The following is a 19,080-nucleotide window of genomic DNA, read 5'->3' on the forward strand; positions in this document are numbered from 1 at the left end:
TCACAGATCAAGGCTTCGACATGACCACCGAGCGCAACACCCCGGACAACTGCGACAACCTGCTGCTGGACAATCAGGCCTGCTTCGCCCTGCATTCCACTTCGCTGATGATGACCAAGGTCTACAAACCCTTGCTGCAAGCGCTGGGCCTGACCTATCCGCAATACCTGGCGATGATGGTGCTATGGGAAAGGGACGGTTTGACCGTAGGTGAAATCAGCACGCGGTTGCTGACCGATCCTGGATCGTTGACGCCGCTGCTCAAGCGCCTGGAAGCCGAAGGCCTGCTCAGCCGAACCCGCAGCCGCGAAGACGAGCGGGTGGTGATCGTCGAACTCACCGAACAGGGCCGGGCGTTACGCGACAAGGCCCGCGATGTTCCCCAGTGCATCCTCGGCGCCAGCGGGATGACCGTGGAGCGCCTGCAAAACCTGCAGGCGGAGTTGCAGGAGCTGCGTCGTCACCTGCAAGACAGCCTCTAGTCTCCAATTCACCACAAATCCCCTGTGGGAGCGGGCTTGCTCGCGAAAGCGGTAGATCAGTCGACTCTTGTGTTGACTGAAACACCGCCTTCGCGAGCAAGCCCGCTCCCACATTTGCTTTGTGCTGTCCCACAGAACTCGATTTCCCCTCCGAAAACCGCCCGCATAACCTCCAGTCGCTCTAACTCGATAGTTCCAGCCAATCCTTCTCAACCGTTTGTCTGTCCTGGCAAATTTATTTTATTTTTATCTTGCGCGCTAAATATTTGCGCGATACATTCACCTCGCACTTACTTAGCGCGCAAACATTTAGCGCAAAACAACCAAACCCCGAACGAGGCTTTCACCATGCAAACTCTCTACACCGCAATCGCAACTTCCACTGGCGGCCGTGACGGTCGGGCGGTTTCCAGCGACAACATCCTCGACGTCAAGCTCGCCACGCCGAAAGAGCTCGGCGGTGCCGGCGGCGCAGCCACCAACCCAGAGCAACTGTTCGCTGCCGGCTACTCCGCCTGCTTCATCGGTGCCCTGAAATTCGTGGCCAGCCAGACCAGGCGCAGCATTCCCAACGACGCTTCTATCACCGCCCATGTCGGCATCGGCCAGATCCCTGGCGGCTTCGGCCTGGACATCGACCTGCACATCAGCCTGCCGGGTCTTGAACAAGCCGATGCACAAGCACTGGTCGATGCGGCCCACCAGGTCTGCCCGTACTCCAACGCCACCCGTGGCAACGTCGATGTGCGTCTGCACGTTACCGTCTAACCGCTGATTACCAGGCCCGAACAGGAAACGAACATGAACACTTTCAGCAAAGTCTTGACCGGTACCCTTCTCGCCTTGTCCATCGGGAACGCGATCGCAGGTAACGGGGTTGAACACAACACCCAGGCATTCCTCGACGTACTGAACGCCGGCACCGGCAAACCGATGGAGCAAATGACGCCCGCCGAAGCCCGCGCGGTTCTGGTAGGCGCGCAGTCCGGGGTCAAGCTGACGCTGCCAAAAGCCGATGTCAGCCAGAAGACCATTCAAGTCGACGGCCAACCGATCAGCCTGACCATCGTCCGGCCGGCCGGGGTCAAGGGCGAGTTGCCGGTGTTCATGTTCTTCCACGGCGGTGGCTGGGTGCTGGGGGATTTCCCGACCCACGAGCGGTTGGTGCGTGACCTGGTGACGGGTTCGGGTGCCGCGGCGGTGTTCGTGAACTACACGCCGTCGCCGGAAGCGCATTACCCGGTGGCGATCAACCAGGCTTATGCCGCGACCCGATGGGTGGCCGAGCACGGCAAAGAGATCAACGTCGATGGCCAGCGCCTGGCGGTAGCCGGCAACAGTGTCGGCGGCAACATGGCGGCGGTGGTTGCGCTGATGGCCAAGGACAAGGGCACTCCGGCGATCAGGTTCCAGGTGCTGTTGTGGCCGGTGACTGATGCCAACTTCGAAACCGCGTCCTACAACCAGTTTGCCGAGGGGCACTTCCTCAGCAAAAACATGATGAAGTGGTTCTGGGACAACTACACCACCGATGCCAAGCAGCGCAACGAGATCTACGCCTCGCCACTGCGCGCGACCACCGCCCAGTTGAAAGGACTGCCTCCAGCGCTGGTTCAGACCGCCGGAGCCGACGTATTGCGCGACGAAGGCGAAGCCTATGCCCGCAAACTCGATGAAGCCGGAGTGCCGGTGACCTCGGTTCGCTACAACGGCCTGATCCACGACTACGGTTTGCTCAACGTGGTGAGCCAGGTGCCAGCGGTGCGTTCGGCGATGTTGCAGGCGTCTGAAGAGCTCAAGCAACACCTGAAGAAATAACGCAGAACAACATGTGGGGGTCAACGCAGATTCTGCAGGCACAAAAAAGCCCGACTCAATGGTCGGGCTTTTTCATTCCTGAAGCTGTGCTTATTTGGCACGGCCTTTGTAGGAACCGCCTTCGCGGGTATCGATCTCGATCATGTCGCCGATTTCGATGAAGTCAGCAACCGACAGCTCGGTACCGTTCTTCAGTTTGGCAGGCTTCATTACCTTGCCGGAAGTGTCGCCGCGAGCGGAACCTTCGGTGTAGTCAACCTGACGCACGATGGTGGTCGGCAGCTCTACGGAAACCAGACGCTCTTCGAAGAAGATCGCTTCGCAAACATCGGTCATGCCTTCTTCAACGAAAGGCAGAACGGCTTCGATGTCTTCAGCGTTCAGCTCGTACATGGTGTAGTCGGTGGTGTCCATGAACGTGTAGGTGTCGCCGCTGATGAAGGACAGGGTCGCTTCTTTGCGGTCGAGGATTACGTCGTCCAGTTTGTCGTCGGCGCTGTAAACGATCTCGGTCTTGTAACCGGTCAGCAGGTTCTTCAGCTTGGTCTTCATGATCGCGCTGTTACGACCGGACTTGGTGAATTCAGCTTTCTGAACCAGCCAAGGATCGTTTTCGAGACGAATCACGGTCCCGGGTTTCAGTTCTTTACCAGTTTTCATTGCGAATATCCGAATTTGGATGGGATTTACAAAAATCTAGGCCGCGTATCATATCCAATTTCCATAAAACTGTACCAGCGCCGTGGCAAGATCGGCCTGCAAGGCCTGTTCCTGACACCACGCCTCAGCGTGTTTTTCCAGCTCTGGCCAGTGTTTACGGGTTAATTGCCAGTGGTCGGCTATTTTTTCACCAGCGTTCCACGCCCGCCAGAGACCGCTGATCGCCTCCCGCGCGGGCGCAGATAACCCTTTTACATAAAGTTCAAGGAAGGCTTCGAGCTTGTCCAGGTGGATGTCTTCTTCCTGCCGATAGATGTGCCAGAGAAATGGCCGGCCGGCCCATTGGGCGCGCACAAAGGAGTCTTCGCCGCGCACGGCATTGAAATCGCAGCACCACAGTAACCGGTCGTATTGGTCCTGGCGGACGAATGGCAGCACCTGCACGGTCAAGGCGTCGCGCACATGCACGGCACCGGCCGCCAGCCCCTGCACACCGAGCCAACGCTCGACGTCGCCGAGAATCCGCCCTTCCGGCACCAGCAGATGAGTGGCCGTAGAATCGCCAGCCATTGCATCGAGCCAACTGGCCAGACCGCTGTTTTCATAGGCAAACAATGAGATCAACTGCGCGCCGGGCGCAGGATCAATCCCCATACCTTGCAGGAATTCTCTTTGAGCCTGCAGGTCCTGCTGAAATTCCCGACGCCGTTCCAGCAACCCTCGCTCACGCAGCAGTCCGCCAGTGCCCTTCTGGAATCCAGGGAAGAAAAAGAACTTCTGTACGCTTTTGTACTTCACAGAGGGTAAGCCGTGACAACCGATCACCCAGTCCTCGGCGCTCAGATAGTCGAGGTTCATCCACAGGGGAGGCTTTTCCCGTTCGACCATGGCGTCCATATAGGCGCTCGGCAACTGGCAGGCAAACGCAGCAATCACCACATCGGCGGCTTCGGTCGGCTGCCATTCGGCTGGCCATTGGCGCACATCGACGTCGTGCTGCCATTGCTGCACAGCGTCGATGTCGATTTCCGGGCACAGGCGCTCGAATGCTCGCAGGTCATCGACCCATAGACGCACCGCCAGTCCATGTTCGGTCACCAGTTGCCGGGCCAATCGCCAGGTCACGCCGATGTCGCCGAAGTTGTCGACCACGGTGCAAAAAATATCCCAGCGGGTTTTCATTTCAGGCATACCAGGTTCCCGTTGGCAAAGGCGCCGATTGTCCGCATAAATTACCCCGTGCAGAAGAGCCGACGGCGATTATTCTTCATGCGACAATCGCTACCCGCCAGTCACCTTTCGCCAGGAGGCAACCATGCCCCACAGCCCCACTCCGCGCCGATCCTTCCCGATCAGCCTTAGCGCCCTGCAACTGACAGGCAGTATCGCCCTCGGCATGTGGCTCGGGTTCATTGCCATTGTGTTGACCTGCTGGCTCGCGTCGCGCCTGCTGTTCAGCGAGCAACTCGCCCCGATCGCGGCAGCGGTAGAGCAACTGGCCCAACCACCCGCAGTGGCTCAACCGCTGCCGAACATTCCGTCACAGAGCCCGCTGTTCGAGCAATATGAAGAAAACCTGCGCAAGAACGAACAGCAGCAACGGCTTGATCAGGCACGCGGCAGCAGTCGCAACCTGGCCAACCCGAACTGTCAGTTCTGGCTGCAACAGGACCGGACTGCACCCAGCGAAAAAAGCCGCGCCAACGTCCTGCAATTCTGCGATTGATCATGAATAAGCAAACCGTCCACCAACTGATTCTCGACAAGCTGCGGATCGATCTCGACATCGCCGAGCGCGCCGCGCAAACCGCCTACGAAACGGCAACCCACGAAGAAAACATCGCCGAGAACAAGTACGACACCCTGGGGCTGGAAGCGTCCTATCTCGCGGCCGGGCAGGCCAGGCGGGTCGAGGAAATTCGCCAGTCACTGAGCCTCTGCCAGAACCTGGCCCTGCGCCCGTATGACGATCAGCGGGGCATCGAAGTGGGCGCGCTGCTGGGGCTGGAGGACGAAAAGGGGCGCGAACAATGGCTGTTTCTGGCCCCCGATGCAGCCGGGCTGAAGGTCGACCTGGTGGGGCAACTGATTACCGTCATCACCCCGCGCTCACCGCTGGGCAAAAGCCTGCTGGGCAAGTTCGAGGGCGATGAGGTGGAGATCATGGTGGCAGGCGCTCGGCAACAGTTCGCTGTCACCGAGGTGGTTTGACCGGCAGAAACGCTGTCAGTGAACGGGCAGTTCTACGCCTTCGAACAGCTCTTCCAGCTCTTGCTTATTGTGGCACTGAATGGCCTTGGCCATGACTTCGCGGGTCAGGTGCGGCGCAAACTTCTCGATGAAGTCGCACATGAAACCCCGCAGGAAGGTGCCGCGACGGAAGCCGATCTTGGTCACGCTGGACTCGAACAGTTCGCTGGCATCGAGTACCACCAGGTCGCTGTCGAGCTTGGTATCGACAGCCATTTTCGCCACGATGCCCACGCCCAGACCCAGGCGAACATAGGTTTTGATCACGTCGGCGTCGGCGGCGGTGAACACCACTTTCGGCGTCAGGCCGCGATGGCTGAAGGCTTCGTCGAGTTTCGAACGGCCGGTAAAACCGAACACGTACGTCACGATCGGGTATTCGGCCAGGGCTTCGAGGGTCAGTTTCGACAGTTTGGTCAGCGGGTGGCCCTGAGGCACGACCACGCAACGGTTCCAGCGGTAGCACGGCATCATCACCAGATCACCGAACAGCTCGAGCGCTTCGGTGGCAATGGCGAAATCCACGGTGCCGTCAGCCGCCATTTCGGCGATTTGCATCGGCGATCCCTGGTGCATGTGCAGGGCAACGTCCGGGTATTGCTTGATGAAATTGCTGATTACCGGCGGCAATGCATAACGCGCCTGGGTGTGAGTGGTGGCAATCGACAGGGTGCCTTTCTTCTCGTTGGAGAATTCCTGGGCGATCTGCTTGATGCTTTCAACCTTGCGCAGAATCTCGCCAGCAGTGGTGATGATGCGCTCGCCGGCCGGGGTAACGCGGGTCAGGTGCTTGCCGCTGCGAGCAAAAACCTCGACGCCCAGTTCGTCTTCCAGCAGACGGATCTGTTTGCTGATGCCGGGTTGAGAGGTGTAAAGGCTTTGGGCTGTAGCGGAAACGTTGAGGTCGTGGTGCGCCACTTCCCAGATGTAGCGCAATTGTTGAAGCTTCATATGAATCCCTCAAAGCAGGTAGACGCCACGGGCATCAGCGACGATATATAACTATATTAATGGCACGAAGAATAAATCTAGAACTTTTTTATCAGATTGCCACTATTCGTGTCCTAGCGGTCCCCTTGGCGACGACGTTGCACCAGCGGCACCAGATAGACCGGCACCTTGGACAGTTGCAACACACGGGCGGCGGTTCGCCCCAAAGGCGTTTCCGCACCGGCACCGTGGCTGTGACTACCTACGATCAACAAATCCACGGAGAGTTTCTGCGCCTGGTCCAGAATCACCTGCGACGGATCGCCCTGCAGCACCCGTACAGCCTGAATCCGCTCCAGATCGTGCTCCCCCTCATCCCCCAACTCCTCACGAAAACTGTCGAGCACCCGCTGCTCGATACTGGCGATCACCGTATTCAGGCCCTGGCTGTGAAACTCGTTCAGCGCCTGTTCATCGAGATAACTTTGCAGCACCGATTCGGCAAACAACCCCATGGGTTCAACCGCATGCACGACATACAAACTGGCATTGAAGGTCCTGGCCAGTTCCAGGGCATGCTGCATCACCACGGGCGCGTACAGGCCAAGGTCAGTGGCATACAGCATCGAACGAATCATATGACCTCCTCGACTGCCAACATGGCGCAGATTTGATTCAGCTTAGCAGTGCCTTGGCGACTGCGGCGTCCGGCGCAACGCATTGAACGGCGGGCTTAAACCTTTTGCTCGTTGCTTATGCCATGGGGCACATGACCGGTGGCGACGACTTCACGGGCCAATTCGCAGTGGCCGGCCTGATCGTCGAAAAACACGTCGGCCGCGAAGGCTTCGAGAAAGGCCGATTTGGTCAGGCCGCCGAGGAACAGCGACTCGTCGAGACGGATGTCCCATTCACGCAACGTGCGAATGACCCGCTCATGGGCCGGTGCCGATCGTGCCGTGACCAGCGCGGTACGGATCGGACAGGCGTCCTCCGGGAACTCACGTTGCAACAGATTGAGGGCTGCGAGAAAGCCCTTGAACGGCCCTCCGCGCAACGGCTCGCGGGCGGCCTCACGTTCGCTGGCCTGAAAGGCTTCCAGACCACCGGCCTGATAAATGCGCTCCGACTCATCGGAAAACAGCACCGCGTCTCCGTCGAAGGCAATGCGCAACTCGTCGCTGGCCGCACGGCTGGCACCGCCCGACAGAATGGTCGCTGCCGCGAACCCGGCGTCCAGCGCATTGCGCACGTCTTCAGCGTGGGTCGAGAGAAACAGGTCGCAGCCAAAAGCCTTGAGGTAGGGATACGGACTGCGCCCGCCGACAAAGGCCGCGCGGGAAATCGCCAGCCCGTAGTGGTCAATCGAGTTGAACACCCGCAGCCCGGTGTCGGCGCTGTTGCGCGACACCAGAATCACCTCGACCCGGGCGCGGCCGAGGCTGTTGTTGAGGTTCAGGAGTTTCTGCACCAACGGGAAGGCATCGCCGGGCTCGAGGATTTCGTCTTCGTGTTCGATCTGATACTGCCGGTACGCTTCGACGCCACTCGACAGGTAGACCTTGTGGCTTTCGCTCAGGTCGAACAGCGCCCGCGAAGAAATCGCCAGCACCAGCTTTTCGTCAATTGCCTTTGGCATGCCCTTCCCCCTCAGGTCGGTCGACTCAGGTGTTGCGTCGATCAATGAAACTCAAACTGCGATACAAGGCCTCGATGCGTGGCATTTCACACCCGGCTGCCTTCGCCGCCGCCAAAGGCCGGGCGTAAATCGCGGCCAGTTCCAGCGGTCGCTTGTGCAAATAATCGTGGTACATGCTCGGCCAGTAGTCGGGCATTTTCTCGGTCACCATGAACAAATGCTCGGCATACCCTGCCGGTACGTCGTGCCCGCAGGCAACAGCGCCTTGCACCACTTCAGCCATCAGCGCCTTGACCAGCTCGCGGCTGTCGGCATCGGCCATCAACGGTGTAGTGCTCGCCCCCAGCAAAACCGAGAGACCGTTGTAAGGGATATTCCAGACCAGTTTTTGCCAACGCGCCTGATGTAAATTCGCCATGGCCTGGGAATCGAGGCCGGCGCTACGAAAAAGTCCGACGCCCTCCTCGACAATTGCGCTGCGTGCCGGCCCATCGGCGGGACCGCTGTGATAACCCACATGCACCGCGCCCAGCGCCTGATGGGTAATGACGCCCGGCGCCTCGCGATGGACGCAGATGTAGCACAGCCCTCCGAGCACATGCAGCGAATCGGGGAGCAACGCGCGCAGGCTGTCTTCGACATCCAGTCCGTTTTGCAGCAGCAGTACCTTGGCGTTCGGTGCCGCCGCCTGCAGGATGGCGGGTGCCAGATCGGCGTTGCTGGTGGTTTTCGCCCCCACCAGCAGCCAGTCGCAGGGCGGCATGCCTTCAGCGTTCGAATAAGCCTGCACCGGATTCAGTTTCAGCGCACCGTGGGGCGCGCTATCGACTTGCAACCCGTGCTCGGACACAGCGCAAAACTCGCTGCGCAGCAGAAAATGCACATCAAAACCGGCACGCGCCAGCATCACCCCGTAGAAACCGCCGATTGCGCCGGTCCCGATAATGCCGATCGTCGGCCTGGCAACTGCTCCCATCATGGCAACTCCTCTGCTGTTCGACTCAGCGCCTGGCGCACAGCCCGATTGAGCTCGATGTCGGTCAGGCGCGATTTCAGTGCTCCAAAGAATTCGCCGTCGCGAACGACAAACAGCGCCGGCAAGTGAAAGACCTGATAACGCTCGACCACCCCGCCGTTGTTGCCGGCATCGATCCAGCACAGTCGATCGACTGCCAGGTCGAGCGTCGGCAATTGCTCGCGGGCAAAACGGCAACTGGCGCAGCCGACACTGGTGAAAATAACCAGCGATACACCGCTCATCGCCAGCAGCCGTTGGTCGACGTCAAAATCGGTCAGTTCCAATTCGACCACTATACTGGAGGGAACAATGTCAGATGGCCGACACATGGAGTCTGTGTTCATGGGACGATTCATTCCTCACCCTGACGATGTGCCTGTCGAGTTAACGTTACTGAAACCTGAGTGTATTTCGCGACGACAGCTGCACACTATCAGCCTCGGGGGCATGGCTTGCAATTATCACCGCGCGTGGCGCCACGGCACGGCGCTGGAGGTACGCATGCCGACCGTGAACCCGGACATGCGCTACCTGGGCTATGTGGCCTGGTGCCTGCGACGCAAGCGTGGTTATCTGGTGGGCATCGCTTTCGTCGACGAACAAACGCTGTTCAGCGCCCGAATGGGCGAGCAGGTGTGCCAGATCGAACGCTACTGCCGCCTGCATGACACCCACGAAGACTTGCAGGATATCCAGGCGCTGGCCCTCGAATGGGTCCAGGAGCATGCCGACGAGTTCTCTCACGACTCGGTGCGCAAGGCTTTTGCGCAGCCGGTGCTGGAATAGAGGCATTCTTGATCGATTTGCGCCTCGCGGCAGGGAAACTGACTGCGAAACCCCACCAAACCGGCGTCTGCCCATTGTCGAGCCACGGTGTAACGCGCTAAGGTTCGGCTCCCCGACGCGCTTAATTTGCTGTGCTCCGCCGCGCGGGTTCGCTGGCGGCCGGCACCCGTGACCTGACGAGTAAACGATGGCTGATTTACCGATCAACGACCTAAACGTCGCCTCCAACGAGACTCTGATCACTCCCGATCAGCTCAAGCGCGATATTCCCCTGAGCGACGCCGCACTGCGCACCGTCACCAAGGGCCGCGAAGTCATTCGCAACATTCTGGACGGCACCGACCACCGCCTGTTCGTCGTCATCGGGCCTTGCTCGATCCACGACATCAAGGCCGCCCACGAATATGCCGAGCGCCTGAAGGTGCTCGCTGCCGAAGTGTCCGATACCCTGTATCTGGTCATGCGCGTGTATTTCGAGAAGCCACGTACCACCGTCGGCTGGAAAGGCTTGATCAACGACCCGTATCTGGACGACTCGTTCAAGATCCAGGACGGCTTGCACATCGGTCGCCAGTTGCTGCTGGACCTGGCCGAAAAAGGCCTGCCGACCGCCACCGAAGCCCTCGACCCGATCTCTCCGCAATACTTGCAGGACCTGATCAGCTGGTCGGCCATCGGCGCGCGCACCACCGAATCCCAGACGCACCGTGAAATGGCGTCCGGCCTGTCCTCGGCCGTCGGCTTCAAGAACGGCACCGATGGCGGCCTGACCGTGGCGATCAACGCCCTGCAGTCGGTTTCCAGCCCGCATCGCTTCCTGGGCATCAACCAGGAAGGTGGCGTGTCGATCGTGACCACCAAGGGCAATGCCTACGGTCACGTGGTGCTGCGCGGCGGCAACGGCAAGCCGAACTACGATTCGGTCAGCGTTGCGCTCTGCGAGCAGGCGCTGAACAAGGCGAAGATCAAGCCAAACATCATGGTCGATTGCAGCCACGCCAACTCCAACAAGGATCCGGCCCTGCAACCGCTGGTGATGGAGAACGTCGCCAACCAGATCCTCGAAGGCAACAAGTCGATCATCGGCCTGATGGTAGAAAGCCACCTGAACTGGGGCGCCCAGGCGATCCCGAAAGACCTCGCCGACCTGCAATATGGCGTGTCGATCACCGACGCCTGCATCGACTGGACCGCGACCGAAAACACCTTGCGCAGCATGCATGCCAAGCTCAAGGACGTGCTGCCTAAACGCGATCGCAGCTGATCGCCTGTCTGGCGGCGCAAAAAGCGCAAACAAAAAAACGCCGGGCTGAACCCGGCGTTTTTTTTATGCGTTCGTTTTGTTGAAGGTCACTGACTCAGCTTGGCCGCATGCCGCTGGTGACGCTCCATGTAGCGCTCGACGTAGGAGCACGACGGGATGACGGTGTAGCCCATTTCGTCAGCGTACTCCAGCGCCTTCTCGGTCAAGGCTGCCGCAATACCGCGACCACGCAATGCGTTGGGCACGAAGGTGCGATAGATATCCAGGGTCTGCTTCCCCAGATCCATATAGGTCAGATAGGCACGATGACCGTCCACATTGGTCTCGAATTGATGACCAGCCTGGTCATGGTGGATGGACAACGCCTCGCTCATCACTACTCCTCGCGGGTCTGGAATTCCGACCCCTACCTTACCGATGTTTTTCCGGCGAAGGAACATCTACGCCACCCCGTGCCTGAATGGACACCGAGAAGAGCTGCACCGATCTCGCGCTACCGAGCACGTACAAATAGTAGGCACCATTGGCGGAAATGCTCAAGGTGCGCTCGTCATCGTGCGGGTTGGCGGGTGCTGCTCCGGATCACGCAGGATTGGTTCGACCCAAGATCGCTCGGGGTCGATAGCCTGTACATTGCCGGATGTTGAGACTTAAGACGAGCGCCCGTTGTTAAAGTCACCTGAACATCGAGAAAGATATTGAGAGGCGCCACACAAAAGCCGAACAAAAGTGTAGACGAATCCATGTAGGCGGACTTTAGCCAGACTGAAAAACAGCGCCGTGTCGCAGGAACTTTTTCTCATCAGCTCGCTCAGCCACGGGCCTTGCAGCTGGATATTTTTTAAACAATTCAGTTAAAAGTTGCTCGAAAAAGAATCAACGCCTACAATTTTTTTTGCTTCTTGCGTCACGTCAGTTTTACTTACTACAAGTAATGGGTAGTATGTACGCCGGCTATTTCCTCAATCGGAGGAGATAGCTACTTAATAGAAAGTCCTTGAAGGGGAACACGATGAACAACGTTCTGAAATTCTCTGCTCTGGCTCTGGCCGCAGTTCTGGCTACCGGTTGCAGCAGCGCATCGAAAGAAACCGAAGCACGTCTGACCGCTACTGAAGACGCAGCTGCTCGCTCCCAGGCTCGTGCAGACGAAGCTTACCGTAAAGCTGATGAAGCTCTGGCTGCTGCTCAAAAAGCACAACAGACTGCTGACGAAGCTAACGAGCGTGCACTGCGCATGCTGGACAAAGCTAGCCGCAAGTAATAATCCTTCGGGATTGTTATCAAGCCGACCCATTTTTTGGGTCGGCTTTTTTATTGCCTGGCGTTTCTCCAGACAATAAAAAACCCGTCGACGCGGTCCGCGCCGACGGGCCCTTTGCCAGCCTTACTGCAGCGGGTCGATCGGCATACTCGACACCATCGGCGCAACGCCGTTGCCCGGCACTGCGATCTCAACCGGCAGGCCGTCTTCAGCGGCGACCACATCACGCACCACATCCCAGTTCATGCGCAGGTTGTTGGTGATGTCTTCACGCTTGAGCATCGCATTGATGACGGAGGTGTGCTTGTCGACCACCGACGGGTTGCCCTTGTCGTCCAGCGGCGTATGCGCCTCCAGATAGACCTTGCCGCCACTCAGGCCGAACTTGTACGGGTCGTTGATGATCCGCACCGACGTACCGACCGGCACCATGCCCGCCATTTCCAGCACGTTATTGTTGAACATGCGGAAGCAACCGTGGCTGGTGCGCATGCCGATACCGAACTTCTTGTTCGAACCGTGGATCAGGTAGCCCGGTGTGCCCAGGGTGAACTTGAACGGCCCCAGAGGGTTGTCAGGGCCGGCCGGCACGACATTGGGCAGCGGATCACCGTCTGCTGCGTGCTCGGCCTTGATCGAAGCCGGAGGCGTCCAGGTCGGATTAGGTGTCTTGGCAATGATGCTGGTGTGGGCAATCGGCGAGCCCCAGCCTTCACGACCGATACCCAGCGGGAACGTGTACACCACGTTCTTGCCTTTCGGGTAGTAGTAGAGGCGGTACTCGGCCAGGTTGATCACGATGCCTTCACGGGGGCCTGGTGGCAGGATGAAGCGGGTCGGCAGGATGATTTCCGTGCCGGCGCCTGGCAACCAGGCATCGACACCCGGGTTGGCCGCGACCATTTCCGTGTAGCCCAGATCGTAGGCGGTACCAAGGTCGGCGAAGGTATCTTCGTACTTGGCCTTGATCACCTGCACCTGGCCGATGATGTCCTCACCTGGCGGTGGCAGGGGAAACTCCAATGCTGCGACTGGACCGGCCACAAAGAGGGCGGCAAGAGTCAGGCAGCGGGTGACGGCAGGAAAGCGCGGCAACATCCGGAAAATCCTTCGCATGATCAACAGAGATATAAGAGCGCGATTGTACACCGCTGTCCGTTATTTCGGGGAGATGGCCCGATTGCAGGCAATGCAAGGCGTTCACTGTGAGCTTGCTTCGGGTGGTGTCCTGAAGATGGCTGTGTGATGGGCGATTTTTGACCGGGTAAATATCCATTCTTTTGGTAACGGCCACCTATGGTTCCGCTCTTACAGCGGGTTACTTGGAAAAGCCCCAAGTAACCAAGGGCTCTTGCCCCTGACGTTCGGCCTCATGAGGGGGCGTGTACCGCAAAAGCAAAAGCGAGGCGGCCTACCGGCCGGCCTGATCGCGGGGTTCGTTTGCCTTGAGAATTGGGTCGGCTGTCAGGCCGCCATCGTCGGAACGCCGCCCGGACCAAGCTCGCTCCCACAGAAAAGCAAAGGCCGAGCAGCCCACACCATCGCGTCGCTCTTCACCACTCATCAGGCCGAGCGTTAGCTCGCCTGCAGCTCTTGATCTTGATCCACCCGCCCCCTCGGGAGGCTGAGTGGAGGTGTTCATCCGGGGATGGGCGCGCAGCGCCGTTCGACGCAGTCGAACTCATTGCATGTAGGTCGTCGCGAAGCAGACCGGAGGGCAATGCCCCCGGATGGATACCGGAGCGAAGGAACCCCGAGCCTTAGCGAGGGGCCGTACGTTCGGGGCGAGCGCTTTTGGTTACTTTTAAGGCGCTTGTTAAAAGTGACTCGCCGTAAGGGCGAAACCATAAGTCGCCGTTACCGCAGCAACGGATATGTACACGGTCAACAAAAGACAGGTCGGCTCGAAGGCCGCCTCGACTCCTGACGGATCAAAGCTCGAACCGCAGTTCAGGCCAGATCGGCGACGTCCCCCGCTTCTGCGACTCAAGAATGGCCCGGCACAGCGAACACAGCCGCTGGTCCTGAAACACCCGGCGATCAACACTCGACCAGCGAGGCGAAGCCGGCAACAGGCTGCCACACAGGGTCCGGTCCGCCGAGCCGCCCAACTCCAGCTGACGGGTCACCAGATGCACCCGCACTTCCTGGCAGGCGAACAGATCCAGCTGTTCGTCAGGCTCGATCAGTTGATAGGCAAATAGTGACCAGGCGGGACGCGGCATCGGGGGCTCCAAATCGGGGGCGCCACCTTAGCCGAAAGCCTGCCTCTAGAAAAGTCTCATAACAGCGGTTTTAGGGTAGGCCAGACATTTTCCAGCAACTTGTCCTGGGCCCCGGCCGCCGGGTGTATGCCATCAGCCTGCATCAAGTCCGGATGACCGCCCACACCATCGAGGAAAAACGGCACCAGCGGGATCTTTTTCTCATCGGCCAGGTTGCTATAGACCTCGGCGAACGCCTTGGTGTAACGCGCACCATAATTAGGTGGCAATTGCATGCCGAGCAACAACACCTTGGCACCGCTGGCCCGGGAGCTGTCGATCATCGAAGCAAGATTTTGTTGCAATTGAGTTGGCAGCATCCCGCGCAGGCCATCATTGCCGCCCAACTCGAGGATCACCAGTTCCGGTTTATGCTCTGCAAGCAGCGCGGGCAGGCGCGCCTGGCCTCCGGCACTGGTATCGCCACTGATGGACGCATTGATCACTTTGTCGTCGAAACCTTCGCGCCTGAGCCGTTGCTCAAGCAGCGACACCCACCCCAGCCGGGTATCCAGCCCGAAACCGGCGCTGATACTATCCCCAACGATCAGGACTGTACCCGCCGCTGCGTTTTGGGCCATGCACATCAAGGCCAGGCCAGCACTCAAAAACCAGACACGCATCGGACTCTCCATGGGCGCAAGCATTCTCATCGCGAAGGACCTTAGCAAAGTGGTTCCCAGCGCGGAAGGTGAACTGACCATCCTGCACCAACTCAGCCTGGAACTGAACAAGGGCGACAGCCTGGCCATCGTCGGCGCTTCGGGTTCCGGCAAGTCCACCCTGCTGGGCCTGCTCGCCGGCCTCGACCTGCCGAGCAGCGGCGAAGTCACCCTCGCCGGACAAGGCCTGAGCAACCTCGATGAAGACCAGCGCGCGCGCATCCGCGCCGAGCACGTGGGTTTTGTCTTTCAATCGTTTCAGTTGCTCGACAGTCTCAATGCCCTGGAAAACGTCATGCTGCCTCTGGAGCTCGATGGTCGCAAAGACGCCCGCGAACGCGCCACCCAATTGCTGCAACGGGTGGGACTGGGCCAACGCCTGACTCACTCGCCGCGCCAGCTCTCCGGCGGCGAGCAACAACGCGTGGCGATTGCCCGCGCGTTTGCCGCCGAGCCGGATGTGCTGTTCGCCGACGAACCGACCGGCAACCTCGACAGCCACACCGGCGAGCGCATCAGCGACTTGCTGTTCGAGCTCAACCAGGAGCGCGGCACGACCTTGGTGCTGGTGACTCACGATGAACGCCTGGCCCACCGCTGCCGGCGCCTGATCCGTCTTGAAGCCGGCCTGCTGGTCGCCCCTCTGGAGCCTTGATGGCACGTCTGCCGCTGTTGCGCCTGTTCAGCCTCGCGATCCGCCAATTGCTGCGTGATGCCCGCGCCGGTGAATTGCGCGTGTTGTTTTTCGCCCTGCTGGTGGCCGTGGCCGCCAGCACCGCCATTGGCTATTTCGGAGCCCGCCTGAACGGCGCCATGATGCTGCGCGCTACCGAATTCCTCGGTGCCGACCTGCTGCTCGAAGGTAGTTCGCCCGCGCGCCCCGAACAGATAAGAAGCGGTACCGAACTGGGTCTGGAACACGCTCAGGTGGTGGAGTTCTCCAGCGTCATCGCCACCGACAACGGCATCCAGCTGTCCAGCATCAAGGCGGCCGACGGCACCTACCCGCTACGCGGCGAATTGAAAAGCGCGCCCGCACCCTTTGCCACGGAAACAGTCGGTGGCGGACCGCAACCCGGAGAAGCCTGGGTCGAGGCACGCCTGTTGACCGCCCTGGACCTGAAGATCGGCGACAGCATCGATGTCGGCATGAAAGCCCTGAAACTGGCACGGGTGCTGACTTACGAACCCGACCGCGCCGGCAATTTCTACAGCTTGACGCCGCGAGTGCTGATCAACCTCGACGACCTTGCGGCCACCGGCGTGGTGCAGCCCGGCAGCCGGGTCAGCTATCGCGAATTATGGCGAGGCAACGCTCAGGCACTTGAGACGTATCGGCAACTGATCAAACCGGGGCTCGCCGCCAACCAGCGCTTGCAGGACGCCCGCGACGGCAATCGACAGATCGGCGGCGCCCTGGGCAAGGCCGAACGCTACCTGAACATGGCCAGCCTGGTGGCAGTGCTGTTGTCCGGCGTAGCGGTGGCGCTGTCGGCAACCCGCTTCGCCACCCGCCGGTTCGACGCCAGTGCCCTGCTGCGCTGCCTCGGGCTGTCGCGCCGGGAAACCATGGTGTTGTTCAGCCTGCAACTGACTGTGCTCGGGCTGCTGGCCAGCATCAACGGTGCTCTCCTCGGTTGGCTCGCCCAACTGGGGTTGTTTGCCCTGCTGCATGACTTGTTGCCGACCGATGTGCCTCCGGGCGGGCTGTTTCCGGCAGTTGCCGGGATCGGCACCGGACTGGTGGCGCTGGCCGGTTTCGCCTTGCCGCCACTGGCGGCTCTGGGCCGGGTTCCGCCATTGCGCGTGCTGCGCCGGGACATGCTGCCGATCCCTTCCAGCACCTGGATGGTCTACGGCGCAGCGCTGGGCGCCCTCGGCCTGATCATGTGGCGCTTGAGCCTGGACCTGGTGCTGACCTTTGCCCTGCTCGGCGGCGGCGTAATTGCAGCACTGGTGCTGGGCGGCTTGTTACTGCTGCTGTTGAAGAGTCTGCGGCGCATGCTTGCCCGTGCACCCTTGCCCTGGCGTCTGGGACTGGGCCAACTGCTGCGTCATCCCCTCGCTGCCGCGGGCCAGTCCCTGGCATTCGGCCTGATTCTGCTGTCGATGGCGCTGATTGCGCTGCTGCGCGGCGAGTTGCTGGACACCTGGCAGAACCAGCTGCCGAAAAACGCACCGAACTACTTTGCGCTGAACATCCTGCCAGCGGACAAACAGGCCTTCACCGATCACCTGATTGCCGTGTCGGCGCAATCGGCTCCGCTGTACCCGGTGGTGCCCGGGCGCTTGATCAACATCAACGGCGAGCCGGTGCAGCAAATCGTCACCAAGGAATCGGCAGGTGATCGGGCAATCCAGCGCGACCTGAGCCTGACCTGGGCCGCGGACCTGCCGACGGGCAACAAACTCACGGCCGGCAATTGGTGGAACGAACAGACGCCGGACGATGTTCCTGGCGTGTCGGTAGAGGGCAAGGTCGCCGAAAGCCTGAAGATCAAGCTCGGCGATCACCTGGTTTTCAGCGTTGGCGGGGTCAATCGCGAGGCGAAGGTCACCAGCCTGCGGGAGATCAACTGGGACAACTTCCAGCCTAATTTCTTCATGATCTTTCAGCCCGGCACCCTCAAGGATCTGCCAGCAACCTACCTGACCAGTTTCTATCTGGCATCGGGTCATGACCAACAGATTGTCGACCTGTCCCGCGCTTTCCCGGCGGTGACCATCCTGCAGGTCGAAGCCTTGCTGGAGCAACTGCGCAGCATCCTCGCCCAGGTGACCCTGGCGGTGGAGTACGTGTTGCTGTTCGTGTTGGCGGCGGGGATGGCGGTGCTGTTCTCCGGCCTGCAAGCGACGCTGGATGAACGCATTCGCCAAGGCGCGTTGCTGCGTGCGCTGGGGGCGGAGCGGCTATTGCTGGTCAAGGCTCGACGTATCGAGTTCGGCCTGCTGGGCGCAGTCAGTGGCTTGCTGGCTGCGCTGGGTTCGGAAGTGGTGAGTTGGGTGCTCTACCGCTACGCCTTTGACCTGCCGTGGCATCCGCACCCGTGGCTGTTGGTGCTGCCACTGCTGGGCGCCGTGCTCATTGGTGGCGCCGGGGTGCTCGGCACCCGTCGGGCATTGAACACCAGCCCGCTGACAGTCCTGCGCGAGGGTTGATAGACTCCTGCCATTCTCACCACAAGAAGCTGTCATGAGCCGTTACCGCCCTCCCCGCACCGCTGGCACCGCGCTGATCACCCCCGAGGGTGAGGCGCGGATGCGCGCCGAGTTCCATGAGCTGTGGCATGTACGTCGGCCCCAGGTCACCCAGGCTGTCAGCGAAGCCGCGGCCCAGGGGGATCGCTCGGAGAACGCCGAATACACCTATGGCAAAAAGATGCTGCGAGAGATCGACAGCCGCGTGCGTTTTCTCACCAAACGCCTGGAAGCGCTCAAGGTTGTCAGCGAAAAACCCAGCGATCCGAACAAGGTCTATTTCGGCGCCTGGGTCACGATCGAAGACGAGGATGGCAAAGAGTCGCGCTACCGCATTGTCGGGCCCGATGAGCTGGACCTCAAACAGGGCCTGATCAGCATCGACTCGCCCTTGGCTCGCGCCCTGATCGGCAAGGCACTGGACGCCGAAGTCCGGGTCCAGACACCGACCGGTGAACAGTGTGTGTATATTGTGGCGATCGACTACCCGTGAGTTTCAACGCCGGGTGATCAACCCTTGCCGGGCAACGCGGGTCAGTTGCCGGATCACTTCAGGCGCATCTTCGAGGCTGGGGGACTGAATCACTGCCAGGTCGAAACTGTCGTCGGCAAAACGAGCGAGCGACTCACCGTCGTCGACAAACTGGATCAGGAAGGCAGCGGGACCGCCGGTACGACGTGGCCAGCCATCGAGATAACGCAAGAGCGTCGGCTGATGTTTGCCGCCAAGCAGGATTTTTGGATTGCGCTGGGTCAGATGTGCCGTGATCGGCGCGGGACGTACAACGGCGTTTAGTGCATTCATTGGGTCGTGTCTCTGCCTCAAAAGTCTGCATGGCAGGTGA

23 protein-coding genes are annotated in these 19,080 nt (G+C 60.1%); 11 read left to right on the forward strand and 12 right to left on the reverse strand.

Annotated elements, in window-relative coordinates:
- Nucleotides 1-20: 20 nt before the first annotated feature.
- From AB4O40_RS09350 to AB4O40_RS09360, 3 genes are all read left to right on the forward strand, one after another.
- The gene (locus AB4O40_RS09350) at nt 21-482 is read left to right on the forward strand and encodes a MarR family winged helix-turn-helix transcriptional regulator (RefSeq protein WP_046043389.1); all 462 of its coding nucleotides are present in this window, start codon (nt 21-23) and stop codon (nt 480-482) included.
- A gap of 348 nt (nt 483-830) precedes the next feature.
- Nucleotides 831-1,250, forward strand: a complete 420-nt coding sequence (locus AB4O40_RS09355) for an organic hydroperoxide resistance protein (protein ID WP_056727109.1) — start codon at nt 831-833, stop codon at nt 1,248-1,250.
- 33 nt (nt 1,251-1,283) lie between these two features.
- On the forward strand, nt 1,284-2,300 hold the full coding sequence (locus AB4O40_RS09360) for an alpha/beta hydrolase (protein ID WP_056727110.1): 1,017 nt from the start codon (nt 1,284-1,286) through the stop codon (nt 2,298-2,300).
- Between the two features lie 90 nt (nt 2,301-2,390).
- On the opposite strand, the gene AB4O40_RS09365 is transcribed toward AB4O40_RS09360, so the two are convergent.
- Together AB4O40_RS09365 and earP are read right to left on the reverse strand one after the other, a co-directional pair.
- Entirely contained in the window at nt 2,391-2,960 is a 570-nt protein-coding gene (locus tag AB4O40_RS09365; RefSeq protein WP_007943632.1) for an elongation factor P, read from the reverse strand.
- Between the two features lie 48 nt (nt 2,961-3,008).
- Nucleotides 3,009-4,151 (reverse strand): elongation factor P maturation arginine rhamnosyltransferase EarP, encoded by a 1,143-nt coding sequence (gene earP / locus AB4O40_RS09370; protein WP_460054838.1) that lies wholly within the window; start codon nt 4,149-4,151, stop codon nt 3,009-3,011.
- A gap of 124 nt (nt 4,152-4,275) precedes the next feature.
- Between earP and AB4O40_RS09375 the strand changes: the two genes are divergently transcribed.
- Nucleotides 4,276-4,686 (forward strand): hypothetical protein, encoded by a 411-nt coding sequence (locus AB4O40_RS09375; protein ID WP_223541079.1) that lies wholly within the window; start codon nt 4,276-4,278, stop codon nt 4,684-4,686.
- Between the two features lie 2 nt (nt 4,687-4,688).
- Entirely contained in the window at nt 4,689-5,171 is a 483-nt protein-coding gene (locus AB4O40_RS09380) for a GreA/GreB family elongation factor (RefSeq protein WP_056727113.1), read from the forward strand.
- Nucleotides 5,172-5,186: 15 nt separating this feature from the next.
- Here AB4O40_RS09380 and cysB read toward each other — a convergent pair whose 3' ends face one another.
- From cysB to AB4O40_RS09405, 5 genes are all read right to left on the reverse strand, one after another.
- Nucleotides 5,187-6,161 carry an HTH-type transcriptional regulator CysB gene (gene cysB / locus AB4O40_RS09385; protein WP_015094029.1) on the reverse strand — a complete coding sequence of 325 codons (975 nt, stop codon included), beginning with the start codon at nt 6,159-6,161 and terminating at the stop codon, nt 5,187-5,189.
- 113 nt (nt 6,162-6,274) lie between these two features.
- Nucleotides 6,275-6,778: a universal stress protein gene (locus AB4O40_RS09390; RefSeq protein ID WP_056727114.1), complete on the reverse strand. Its 504-nt coding sequence runs from the start codon at nt 6,776-6,778 to the stop codon at nt 6,275-6,277.
- 95 nt (nt 6,779-6,873) lie between these two features.
- Nucleotides 6,874-7,779 carry a 5'-nucleotidase gene (locus AB4O40_RS09395; protein ID WP_056727115.1) on the reverse strand — a complete coding sequence of 302 codons (906 nt, stop codon included), beginning with the start codon at nt 7,777-7,779 and terminating at the stop codon, nt 6,874-6,876.
- 25 nt (nt 7,780-7,804) lie between these two features.
- A complete protein-coding gene (locus AB4O40_RS09400) occupies nt 7,805-8,758 on the reverse strand; it encodes a putative 2-dehydropantoate 2-reductase (RefSeq protein WP_460054832.1) in 954 nt (317 codons plus the stop codon).
- Nucleotides 8,755-9,141 carry a thioredoxin family protein gene (locus AB4O40_RS09405; RefSeq protein WP_460054829.1) on the reverse strand — a complete coding sequence of 129 codons (387 nt, stop codon included), beginning with the start codon at nt 9,139-9,141 and terminating at the stop codon, nt 8,755-8,757. Before AB4O40_RS09405 ends, AB4O40_RS09400 begins: the two co-directional genes overlap by 4 nt.
- Between AB4O40_RS09405 and AB4O40_RS09410 the strand changes: the two genes are divergently transcribed.
- Together AB4O40_RS09410 and AB4O40_RS09415 are read left to right on the forward strand one after the other, a co-directional pair.
- Nucleotides 9,140-9,583 carry a PilZ domain-containing protein gene (locus AB4O40_RS09410; RefSeq protein ID WP_082563014.1) on the forward strand — a complete coding sequence of 148 codons (444 nt, stop codon included), beginning with the start codon at nt 9,140-9,142 and terminating at the stop codon, nt 9,581-9,583. The two genes, AB4O40_RS09405 and AB4O40_RS09410, sit on opposite strands and share 2 nt — an antisense overlap.
- Before the next feature lie 187 nt (nt 9,584-9,770).
- The gene (locus tag AB4O40_RS09415; protein ID WP_007973561.1) at nt 9,771-10,847 is read left to right on the forward strand and encodes a 3-deoxy-7-phosphoheptulonate synthase; all 1,077 of its coding nucleotides are present in this window, start codon (nt 9,771-9,773) and stop codon (nt 10,845-10,847) included.
- A gap of 86 nt (nt 10,848-10,933) precedes the next feature.
- Here AB4O40_RS09415 and AB4O40_RS09420 read toward each other — a convergent pair whose 3' ends face one another.
- A complete protein-coding gene (locus tag AB4O40_RS09420; protein WP_007973562.1) occupies nt 10,934-11,221 on the reverse strand; it encodes a GNAT family N-acetyltransferase in 288 nt (95 codons plus the stop codon).
- A gap of 638 nt (nt 11,222-11,859) precedes the next feature.
- Here AB4O40_RS09420 and oprI point away from each other — a divergent pair.
- Nucleotides 11,860-12,111, forward strand: a complete 252-nt coding sequence (gene oprI, locus AB4O40_RS09425; protein ID WP_003199355.1) for an outer membrane lipoprotei OprI — start codon at nt 11,860-11,862, stop codon at nt 12,109-12,111.
- A gap of 123 nt (nt 12,112-12,234) precedes the next feature.
- Here oprI and AB4O40_RS09430 read toward each other — a convergent pair whose 3' ends face one another.
- The 3 genes from AB4O40_RS09430 to AB4O40_RS09440 all read right to left on the reverse strand — a co-directional run bounded on the left by AB4O40_RS09430 (nt 12,235) and on the right by AB4O40_RS09440 (nt 14,998).
- On the reverse strand, nt 12,235-13,209 hold the full coding sequence (locus AB4O40_RS09430; protein WP_056727119.1) for a L,D-transpeptidase family protein: 975 nt from the start codon (nt 13,207-13,209) through the stop codon (nt 12,235-12,237).
- A gap of 833 nt (nt 13,210-14,042) precedes the next feature.
- Nucleotides 14,043-14,336: a hypothetical protein gene (locus AB4O40_RS09435; protein ID WP_007991769.1), complete on the reverse strand. Its 294-nt coding sequence runs from the start codon at nt 14,334-14,336 to the stop codon at nt 14,043-14,045.
- 56 nt (nt 14,337-14,392) lie between these two features.
- Complete coding sequence (locus AB4O40_RS09440) at nt 14,393-14,998, reverse strand: arylesterase (RefSeq protein WP_008049055.1); 606 nt, start codon at nt 14,996-14,998, stop codon at nt 14,393-14,395.
- Between the two features lie 10 nt (nt 14,999-15,008).
- Here AB4O40_RS09440 and AB4O40_RS09445 point away from each other — a divergent pair, with 10 nt between their 5' ends.
- Genes AB4O40_RS09445 through greB form a run of 3 tightly spaced genes read left to right on the forward strand, consistent with a single transcriptional unit; the run spans nt 15,009 to nt 18,728 of the window.
- Nucleotides 15,009-15,692 carry an ABC transporter ATP-binding protein gene (locus AB4O40_RS09445; protein ID WP_046043370.1) on the forward strand — a complete coding sequence of 228 codons (684 nt, stop codon included), beginning with the start codon at nt 15,009-15,011 and terminating at the stop codon, nt 15,690-15,692.
- On the forward strand, nt 15,692-18,196 hold the full coding sequence (locus AB4O40_RS09450) for an ABC transporter permease (protein WP_460054823.1): 2,505 nt from the start codon (nt 15,692-15,694) through the stop codon (nt 18,194-18,196). The genes AB4O40_RS09445 and AB4O40_RS09450 overlap by 1 nt, the downstream gene beginning before the upstream one ends.
- A 34-nt stretch (nt 18,197-18,230) precedes the next feature.
- Complete coding sequence (gene greB / locus AB4O40_RS09455; protein WP_007973570.1) at nt 18,231-18,728, forward strand: transcription elongation factor GreB; 498 nt, start codon at nt 18,231-18,233, stop codon at nt 18,726-18,728.
- A 3-nt stretch (nt 18,729-18,731) separates the two neighbouring features.
- On the opposite strand, the gene AB4O40_RS09460 is transcribed toward greB, so the two are convergent.
- Nucleotides 18,732-19,040 (reverse strand): hypothetical protein, encoded by a 309-nt coding sequence (locus tag AB4O40_RS09460; protein WP_056727122.1) that lies wholly within the window; start codon nt 19,038-19,040, stop codon nt 18,732-18,734.
- Between the last annotated feature and the right edge of the window lie 40 nt (nt 19,041-19,080).

It is taken from the genome of Pseudomonas sp. S2_F07, assembly GCF_054668325.1.